Origin of the sequence: Micromonospora sp. NPDC048169 (assembly GCF_040652815.1) — a bacterium.
Taxonomy (GTDB): Bacteria; Actinomycetota; Actinomycetes; order Mycobacteriales; family Micromonosporaceae; genus Micromonospora.
The window spans coordinates 1-8,628 of record NZ_JBEZMS010000068.1 but is presented as its reverse complement, the minus strand read 5'-3'; the positions used below and the strand labels follow the sequence as shown (position 1 = coordinate 8,628).

Below are 8,628 nucleotides of genomic sequence, written 5' to 3'. Positions count from 1 at the left end.
AAGTACCAACTGAGTTGGTACTTTGACGGCAGGGCAGTCATCCAACAGGGGATGCGCCTAGACACAGGAGGTCTGTTGTGAAGCTGTACGTGGACACCAAGGGCAAGCAGGTGACGGTGTCGAAGGACCCGGAGCCGAAGAACGACCAGAACGGCAACCAGCGGTCGGAGAAGGGAACGGGCCGGCTCATGTGGGCGACCCAGGTCATCGTGCTCGACGAGACCGGCGGTGAGGTCATCAGCATCACGACGGCGGGAGAGAAGCCGGGTGTGATGGTGGGGCAGCTCATCGAGGTCGAGCAGTTGGAGGCCATTCCGTGGGCGACCAACGGGCGCAACGGCGTCGCGTTCCGTGCGATCTCGCTGAAGCCGAAGGCTGGTTCGGCGGCCAAGTAGTCCTTCGCACAGCGTGCTGTGTGAAGCCTGGTGGTGTCTGACCTCCAGCGGCCTGAGGTCCGCTGATCGATCCAAGTGAACAAGCAGTCCGAGGACGGCTCCGGCGTCCAACGTTCTCGGCCTGGTGACCACGACCGGTGGTCACATCCCGCGAGAAATGGCGCGGGGTCGGTACCGGCGTCCAAACCTGCCGACCCCGTGCCCTCCAACTCATCCGACCCAACTCGCGATTGGGAGGGATTCGTCGTGTCCAAGTCTAGCCCTCGCCGCTCCTTCGGACGGAAGTCCAGCGGCACCATCACCGTGATCGAGGCCAGAGTTCACCGGTCCTCGGCGCGGAACGCCCGGTTGGCGTTCATCCTCATGGCGGTCATCGTCGGCCTTCTGTCGGCCGTGGTGGCCGCTTCCTCCATCCACCCCATCCTCGCCGTCTTCGTCGGCGCGCTGATCGGGGTTCCGCTGGGCGGCCTGGTCTGGCTGCTCGTGCGGGTGTGGCCGGTGCTGCGGCTGCTGTGGTGGTGGACTCCCGAAATCGGGATCACCACGCTTCTCGGCGTCTGCTGGGTGCAGCTGGTCAATCACACTTCGACCCTGGTCACGCTCATCGTGGTCGCCCTGGTCGTGGGTGTCCCCGCCGCCGTGCCGGTGTCCCGCCGGTTCCTGACGGCCTGGACCTGGTGCCTGATCGTCCGGCATCGGCTGCGTGTCTGCTTCGCGCAGTTCATCATCGCCAACCAGTCCGGCAGCCTGCCGCTCATCCTCTGGGCCAAGCCCACCCCCGTCGGCGAACGGGTCTGGGTCTACCTGCGCCCCGGCCTCTCCCTCGCCGACCTGGAAGGCCGCCTCGACCGCATCGCCGTGGCCTGCCACGCCTCCACCGCCCTGGTGGAGCGGGCCTCCGACCGTAACGCCGCCTACCTGCGGTTCGACATCAAACGCCGCGAGGTCCTGACCGCTCAGGTCGGTTCCCCGCTCGTCGACGTCATCGACCCCGACACCCCCGCAACCGAGCGGATCCCGGCCACCGTGCCCACCGCCCTGGACCTGCCCGACATCGACGCCCCCACCGTCACCCTGCCCACCCAACAGGGCAGACCGGCCGCCAAGAAGCCGCCGGCCACCACCGCCAACGGCACCAAGCCCGCGGCATCCACCGCCAGCGACGTCGACGACGTCTCCGACTGGATCTGACCTTCACCCAACCGGTCGCGGAGAGCCCTACGGGGTTCGTTCGTGTGGCTCTCCGCGCCCACCAACTGCCCAAGGAGGGCACCCATGACCACCACACCCGCCCCGACCTCCGGGGTTCCGGTGGGGCCTGGCCTGTCGATGTTCGACCCCATCTTCGTCGGCATCGACGAGTTCGGTCACCCCGTCTACATCACCCTCGCCTACCGCAACCTGCTCGCCGGAGGTGAACCCGGCGGAGGCAAGAGCGGTCTGCTCAACACGATCGCGGCCCACGCCGCCCTGTCCGTGGACTCCCGGCTCGTGCTGCTGGACGGCAAACTCGTCGAACTCGGGCAGTGGGAGGACTGCGCCGACGCGTTCATCGGCCCCGACATCACCGCCGCCCTCGACATCCTCCGACGCCTGCAACTGGTGATGAACAACCGCTACGCCTGGCTGCGCGCCCACGGCCGCCGCAAGGTCACCGCCGCCGACGGCCTGTCCGTCATCACCGTCCTCGTCGACGAGATCGCCTACTACAGCGCCACCGTCGGCACCAAGCAGGAACAGGAAGAGTTCGTCGCTCTCCTGCGCGACCTGGTCGCCCGTGGCCGGGCTGCCGGTATCCCGGTGGTTGCCGCGACTCAGCGGCCGTCGTTCGACATCATCCCCACCTCGCTGCGGGACCTGTTCGGCTACCGGGCCGCGTTCCGGTGCACCACGCCGAACACCTCCAACATCGTGCTCGGGCACGGCTGGGCCGAGCAGGGCTACTCGGCCACCGACATCGCCCCCACCAACCAGGGTGCCGCCTACCTCATCGCCGAAGGCGGCACCCCGAAGCGCATCAAGGTCGCCTACCTGACCGACGCCCAGATCGCCGGGATCGCCGACTACGCCGCCTGGATTCGTCGGCCACGCCGGTTACCGGCCCTGATCCCGGATCTGACCCGGGTGGATTTCGAGGTGGCGGCATGACCACCCGCGAACAGGCATACGCCAAGGCCAACAGCCAGCGTGCCGCCCGGTACGTCGAGATCTGGATCGTCGCCCAACCTGCGGAGATCGCCTCGATGGTCCAGGTCGCTTCGGCCAGCGGCCGACTCGTCTACCTCGGCCCACCCCACCCGGTGGGCGGCAACGACACCCGCCAACGCCGCTACCTGCGGCTGCGCACCCGATAAATCGGCCGACAGGACCGGACGACGCCTGGCAGCAACTGCCGGTCCTGCCGACCTCCCACCAAGCCCTTCTGAAAGGACGTGGCTGCCATGAAGGCTACCCACAACCCGCCCACCGCAGCATCGGTCACACCCGCTGACCTGCTGCGGATGGCTGCCCTCTACCTACGCCGGCACGGCTGGCACCAGGGCACCTACTACGCACCCACCACCGACACCCCCACCCCGCCGGCCTGCGCCGTCGGAGCCATCGGCATGGCCTGCACCGGACACCCGGTGCACCACTGGTACGACCTCGACACCGACGAGCGGATCACCTACCTCGCCGCCATCGCCGCGTTCGTCGACTACCTCGACGACTTCGCGCCGGTCTTCCACATCGACGAAGACGGCTACCTGCTCGACGAGCACATCTCCCCCTACTCCTGGAACGACGAGCCCGGCCGCACCGCCGAGCAGGTCATCACCGCCCTTGAGAACGCCGCTGAGGAGTGGGACCGCCTCCACAACCAGGAAGGCGGAAACCGGTGAACCCTGTCAAGAAGCCCTTGACGCCGCGCATCCCGGTACAGCGTCGCCGGGACGTCGTCGAGAACGACGCCTTCGCCGCCTTCGCCCGGCGCATCATCCGCGCCCACGGCCGCCGCGTCGCTGACGGCGACGTCGAAGCCCTCCGCGACCTCGTAGCCCTGTCGTCGGTCATCGACCAGGCCATCACCGACGCCGTCATCGGCCTGCGGGCCTTTGGCTACTCCTGGGCCGACATCGGCTCCCGGCTCGGCATCTCCCGCCAGGCCGCCCAGCAGCGCTGGGGAGACCGGCCATGACCACCTACACCTACGACCCGGCCAACCCCGCCGACGAATTCCCCACCTACCCCTACCGGCTCGCCCCCGACGGCCTGGCCACCCGCCGACAGCTCCGCGCCGCCGGACTCCGGCCCGGAGGGCATCACGCGGTCGCGCAGATCCTGTGGCGTCGCGGTAAGCGCATCGCCTACCTCTACCGCCTCGACTGGGCCAAACCGAAGCGCGTCGCCACCCCCGCCCAGCGGAAGGCCATCGCGAAAGCCCTGCTCGCCCGACGGACCTGCCGGGACTGCGGCGAGGTCAAGCCCTACTACATCCCCCGCCGCTACGGCTGCTGCCTCGACTGCCACGGAGGCCACTGATGGCTGTCCTGATCACCTTCGCCGTCGTCCTGCTCATCGGCATCGCCCTGGCCTACATGGGAGGCGTCCGATGACCACCACCACCGCCGTCAACTTCGCCGCCCAGGAGCGGATGACCCCCGACGACGACTACGCCGTCACCGCTCTCGCCGGCTTCTTCGCCGGTCACGGCCCCCTGCGCTTCGAGCGGTTCCTGTCCGGCTACTACGCCGAAGCTATCCGGCTCATCCAGGAAGCCCACCTCACCGAGTGCACCACCGGCCCCGGCGACCACTGCGCCACCTGCAACAGCATCCGGGTCGGCATGACCGGTCTGCTCGCCGAACAACGTGCCGTCACCTCCGGGGAGGTGACCACCGATGCCGGGCACTGACCGCACCACCGGCACCCGCGTCGAGGGCCTGGTCCTGGTCCTCATCCTCATCGCGGTCGCCGGGTTCGCCGGTGCCGCCTCCTTCACCCACGTCAAAGACTGGACCCTCGCCAACAGCCCCACCGGCACCGGGGCATGGTTCGGCTGGGCCAACGCCGTCATCAGCGAACTCGTTCCCATCGCCTGCCTGCTGACCATCCGCCGACGCCGCCGCACCGGCGCACCCATCGGCTACCCCCTGTTCCTGCTCATCGCCGCCGCCAGCCTCTCCCTCGCCGCACAACTCGCGGTCGCCAAACCCGGCATCTCCGGCTGGCTCCTGTCCGCCGTCCCGGCCCTGGCGTTCATGGCCCTGGTCAAACTCGTCCTCGCCCCGGCACCCACACCGGAACAACCCACCACCACCCCGGCCACCCCGGCCGAACCCATCCGCGTCCAGTCGGCCGAGCAGGTCACCACCGAACCACCGGCCGCCATCACCCCGACCCCGGCAGTCGAGCCGGAACCCGTCACCGCACCGACCCTCACCCCGGCTGTCGCGCCGGAGTCCGTCACCGCACCGGCCGAGCCGGTCGACGTCCCTGTCCCTTCTCACCTGCTGCCCATGGCCCGGTTCGCGGCCGTCCAGCACGAACAGGCCACCGGACAGCCCATCACCCCGGCCGAGCTGGCCGACCGCCTCGACGTCACCCCACCCGTCGCCGGACAACTCCTCGCCAGCATCGGCGGTGGTGCCCGATGAGCATCCACACCGTCGACGCCGTGCAGCTCCTGCACACCTGCCCGGCCGAGCCGGAGCCCCACCCCTACGACATCCGCCGGACCGTCATCGACGTCATCGACGGCGGACCCTGCCGCAACCCGATCACCATCCGCTGCGGCGACACCGTCACCCAGATCCCCTGCGGGCGGCACGAACCCACCACGCGCCAATGTTCTGCCTGCCGGATCGTCGTCATCGAACGCACCATCACCAACCTGCACCCCACCACCGGGGTGGCCGGTTGATGGCCTCGACGCTGGACCTCACCCCCCGCGCCTCCTTGGCCCGGGGGGTGGGCTCGAACGCCGATGTCCCACCCGTCTACGGCTGGACTGCTGCCGGAGCCGCGTTCGAACGCGCCACCCGCCCGGACTACTACGGCTGGCTCGAACACGTCCGCGCCGCCGCCGGCTGCACCCGCCCCATCCGGCTGTCCGGTCAGATCCTCACCGTCGAGCAGGCCACCGGCCGGGTTCTCGACGTGCGGCACACCGACGCCATGCCTGACGCGGCGATCTACACCGCCTGCGGCAACCGCCGCGCCACGGTCTGCCCCGCCTGCGCCCAGACCTACCAACGCGACGCCTTCCAACTCCTGCGCGCCGGCCTCGTCGGCGGCAAAGGCATCCCAGAATCGGTGGCATCACATCCGGCGGTGTTCGCCACCTTCACCGCACCGTCCTTCGGCACCGTCCACGCCCGGAAGGTCAAGCGGCACACCTGCCGCAACCGACGCCGCTGCGACTGCCGCGCCGAACCCTGCCACGCCCGCCGCGACTCCGGACTGTGTCCCCACGGCCGTCCGGCCGTCTGCTGGGCGCGCCATGAGACGGGTGACTCGGTGCTCGGGCATCCGCTGTGTCTGGACTGCTACGACCACGACCACCAGGTCGTCTGGAACATCTTCTCCGGTGAGCTGTGGCACCGCACGAAGCAAGCCGCGGAACGCTGGCTGGCGAAGCTTGCCCAGCGCCGCGGCATCCCCCGCGTCGAGGTGGTTACCGCCTCCGGCAAGACCCGCAAAGTCGCCCCGGTCCGGCTGTCGCCCGGGAAGGTCGCGGAGCTTCAAGCGCGGGGAGCGGTGCACTTCCACGCTATCGCTCGCCTCGACGGCGTCGACCCCACCGACCCGCAAGCGGTCGTGCCCCCGCCAGCCGGGTTCACCGTCGACGACCTCATCGACGCGCTCCGCCACGCCGCCCGCCACATCGCCTTCCACACCCCGCCCCACCCCGACCGGCCCGACGGATGGCCGATTGCCTGGGGCGAACAGGTCGACCTGGAACCGATCGCCACCGACGGCTCGGGGGAGGTCACCGATGGCATGGTCGCGGGCTACCTTGCCAAGTACGCCACCAAAAGCACCGAGGCCACCGGGCACACCTCCACCCGCCTGACCGCCGACACGATCGGGGACTACGCCGACCCCGACGGCGACCACACCGCCCGCCTCATCGACGCCTGCTGGCGCATCGGCCGACCCGCCGGCACCGCTCGGCCCTTGTCCGATCGGCCCCGGGAACCCCGGCCACAGCCCGGCTTCGTCCAGCGCTGGGAGTGTCCCGACTGCGGCACCCACACCCGATACGCCGCCTGCCCCACCTGCGTCGCCCACCGTCAAGCCGCCCTTGACACCCAACCGACGAAACCAGCAACGGCCAACCCTTACGCCCGGCTGCGCCGGTGGGCGCACATGCTCGGCTACGGCGGCCACTTCCTCACCAAAGCCCGCCGCTACTCCGTGACCTTCCGGCTCCTGCGCGACACCCGCGTCGCCTTCCGGCGCCACGAGCACCAGGACCACGAACACCCCGCCGCCAGCGGCCCACCCGTCGACCACGTCGACGAGGACACCACGCTCATCGTCGGCACCCTCACCTTCGCCGGAGTCGGCTGGCACACCTCGGGTGACGCGCTGCTCGCCAACACCGCCGCCGCCATGGCCAGAGAGCGACGAACCACCGGCCGCGAAGAACTCGCCCACGAACTCGGAACAACCCTCGACGGCCCGCGGCTGGCCGCATAGCTCGGAACAGAAGGAGAAGACATTGGTGAACCGACAAGCAGTGTCCGAAGAACTGTGGTCAATCGATGAGGTCTCGGCGTTCCTCCGGGTTCCAGTCGGGACGCTGTACCAGTGGAGGCACCGCCGTATCGGCCCTCGCGCTGCCAAGGTTGGTCGGCATCTGCGCTACAACCCCGCCGACGTTCGGGCCTGGCTGGAAGAACGGGCGGCCTGACATGCCCATCGATGACCTGTGGTACCTCAAGAAGCGCGACCCCGACACGAAGAAGCCGATCCCGTCCAAGCGGCACGGCCGAGGCAAGCGCTGGCGAGTCCGCTACGCCGACGCCGACAACAACGACCGGGAACGGCTGTTCGACCTCAAGCGCGACGCGGAAACCTTCGACCTGGCGTGCCGCTCCGGTATAGCGCCAGAGGTGCTGGTCAAGCGGGCGGAAGCCGAACTGACCTTCGGTGAGTACGCGCAGCGGTGGCGAGAGGCCCGCGAATCCGGGTGGTCGACAGAGACCCGGCGGCGGATACCGCAGAACCTGCGAAAGCACCTCCTGCCCGCGTTCGGCGAGAAGGCGATCCGGTCGATCACCCTGACAGACGTCCTGTCCTGGCTCGGCCGGCTGCTCGACAAGCAAACGCCGAAGTCCTCGGTGAGTCTGTACTTCGGGCTGTTCAAGACCATCATGAACGCGGCCGTCGTCGACAAGGCGATCCCGGACAACCCTTGCAACGGCGTGAAGCTCGCCCAGATCCTGCGCGGTCTGTCGCGGGCACCGAAATGGGTTCCCACCGGGGACCAGGTGCTCAAGCTCGTTGAGGTGGTACCCCGGCGATTCCGGGCGGCTATCTGGCTCGGGGCGGGGGAGGGGCTTCGCCTCGGCGAGGTCCTGGGAATGGAAGCGGGTTCACGCTGTGCCGACTATGAGCACGGCGAGCTGCACGTGGTGCAGCAACTACGGCACTCGCCGGAGCACTTCGGCGGCTTCTACCTCTCGTCACCTAAGAGTGGGTCCGCGGGGACCGTCGACCTGGACGCGGTGGTCGCTGAGGAACTGACCGCCCATCTCAACGAGGTCGGTCCTGTCGAGTTCGAGCTGCCCGACATCACGACCGGCGAGCGCTTGATTCGACCGGTGGCGGTCCTGTTCACCTCGGCACGCGGAAAGCTGCTGACGGACACCTACTGGTCAGAGCTGTGGGCGGACTGGCGTCAGGCCGCCGGGTGGCCGAAGGAAGGCACTTTCCACTCCCTGCGCCACTTCTTCGCCACCACGCTCATGAGTAACGGTGTCGAGCCCCAGGAGGTGCAGAAGGCGCTGAGGCACGCCAACCTGCGGATCACGTTGGAGACCTACGTGCACTGGCTGCCGAAGAAGGACCGCCCGCGCGGGCTGGTCGGCAGCCTCCTGCGGCAGGCAGACGGCAAGTCATCTGAACGCCCCACCGGCCAAGATCAGAGCTGACTTGTGCCCTGGTTGTGCCCGATGATCTTCGGTCGACGTTCCCGCAGCTCAGATGCGCTGTTGAGTGGGCCGCCAGGGACTCGAACCCTGAA

At 69.0% G+C, this 8,628-nt stretch carries 13 protein-coding genes; all 13 read left to right on the top strand.

Translation table 11 applies throughout. The features are described 5' to 3' along the window. Positions 1–77: 77 nt before the first annotated feature. The 13 genes from AB0D28_RS29320 (at position 78) to AB0D28_RS29260 (ending at position 8,536) form a co-directional block, all read left to right on the top strand. Positions 78–395, top strand: a complete 318-nt coding sequence (locus tag AB0D28_RS29320) for a hypothetical protein (protein WP_030274472.1) — start codon at positions 78–80, stop codon at positions 393–395. A 246-nt stretch (positions 396–641) separates the two neighbouring features. Then, entirely contained in the window at positions 642–1,586 is a 945-nt protein-coding gene (locus AB0D28_RS29315) for a hypothetical protein (RefSeq protein ID WP_357391085.1), read from the top strand. Positions 1,587–1,670: 84 nt separating this feature from the next. Beyond that, complete coding sequence (locus AB0D28_RS29310) at positions 1,671–2,543, top strand: FtsK/SpoIIIE domain-containing protein (protein WP_357391083.1); 873 nt, start codon at positions 1,671–1,673, stop codon at positions 2,541–2,543. Next, positions 2,540–2,749 carry a hypothetical protein gene (locus AB0D28_RS29305; RefSeq protein ID WP_357391081.1) on the top strand — a complete coding sequence of 70 codons (210 nt, stop codon included), beginning with the start codon at positions 2,540–2,542 and terminating at the stop codon, positions 2,747–2,749. Before AB0D28_RS29310 ends, AB0D28_RS29305 begins: the two co-directional genes overlap by 4 nt. A gap of 87 nt (positions 2,750–2,836) precedes the next feature. Continuing rightward, positions 2,837–3,277, top strand: a complete 441-nt coding sequence (locus AB0D28_RS29300; protein WP_357391079.1) for a hypothetical protein — start codon at positions 2,837–2,839, stop codon at positions 3,275–3,277. Next, positions 3,274–3,573, top strand: a complete 300-nt coding sequence (locus AB0D28_RS29295; protein ID WP_151016284.1) for a hypothetical protein — start codon at positions 3,274–3,276, stop codon at positions 3,571–3,573. Before AB0D28_RS29300 ends, AB0D28_RS29295 begins: the two co-directional genes overlap by 4 nt. Next, a complete protein-coding gene (locus tag AB0D28_RS29290) occupies positions 3,570–3,917 on the top strand; it encodes an RRQRL motif-containing zinc-binding protein (RefSeq protein WP_357391076.1) in 348 nt (115 codons plus the stop codon). The genes AB0D28_RS29295 and AB0D28_RS29290 overlap by 4 nt, the downstream gene beginning before the upstream one ends. Before the next feature lie 70 nt (positions 3,918–3,987). Next, a complete protein-coding gene (locus AB0D28_RS29285; RefSeq protein ID WP_357391074.1) occupies positions 3,988–4,290 on the top strand; it encodes a hypothetical protein in 303 nt (100 codons plus the stop codon). Next, positions 4,277–5,032 (top strand): hypothetical protein, encoded by a 756-nt coding sequence (locus tag AB0D28_RS29280; RefSeq protein WP_357391072.1) that lies wholly within the window; start codon positions 4,277–4,279, stop codon positions 5,030–5,032. Before AB0D28_RS29285 ends, AB0D28_RS29280 begins: the two co-directional genes overlap by 14 nt. Continuing rightward, complete coding sequence (locus AB0D28_RS29275; protein WP_151016051.1) at positions 5,029–5,298, top strand: hypothetical protein; 270 nt, start codon at positions 5,029–5,031, stop codon at positions 5,296–5,298. The genes AB0D28_RS29280 and AB0D28_RS29275 overlap by 4 nt, the downstream gene beginning before the upstream one ends. Next, positions 5,298–7,079 carry a replication initiator gene (locus AB0D28_RS29270; RefSeq protein ID WP_151016049.1) on the top strand — a complete coding sequence of 594 codons (1,782 nt, stop codon included), beginning with the start codon at positions 5,298–5,300 and terminating at the stop codon, positions 7,077–7,079. The genes AB0D28_RS29275 and AB0D28_RS29270 overlap by 1 nt, the downstream gene beginning before the upstream one ends. A 22-nt stretch (positions 7,080–7,101) precedes the next feature. Further along, entirely contained in the window at positions 7,102–7,293 is a 192-nt protein-coding gene (locus tag AB0D28_RS29265; RefSeq protein WP_151016047.1) for a helix-turn-helix domain-containing protein, read from the top strand. Between the two features lies 1 nt (position 7,294). Continuing rightward, positions 7,295–8,536 carry a site-specific integrase gene (locus AB0D28_RS29260; RefSeq protein ID WP_151016045.1) on the top strand — a complete coding sequence of 414 codons (1,242 nt, stop codon included), beginning with the start codon at positions 7,295–7,297 and terminating at the stop codon, positions 8,534–8,536. The last annotated feature ends 92 nt before the right edge of the window (positions 8,537–8,628 follow it).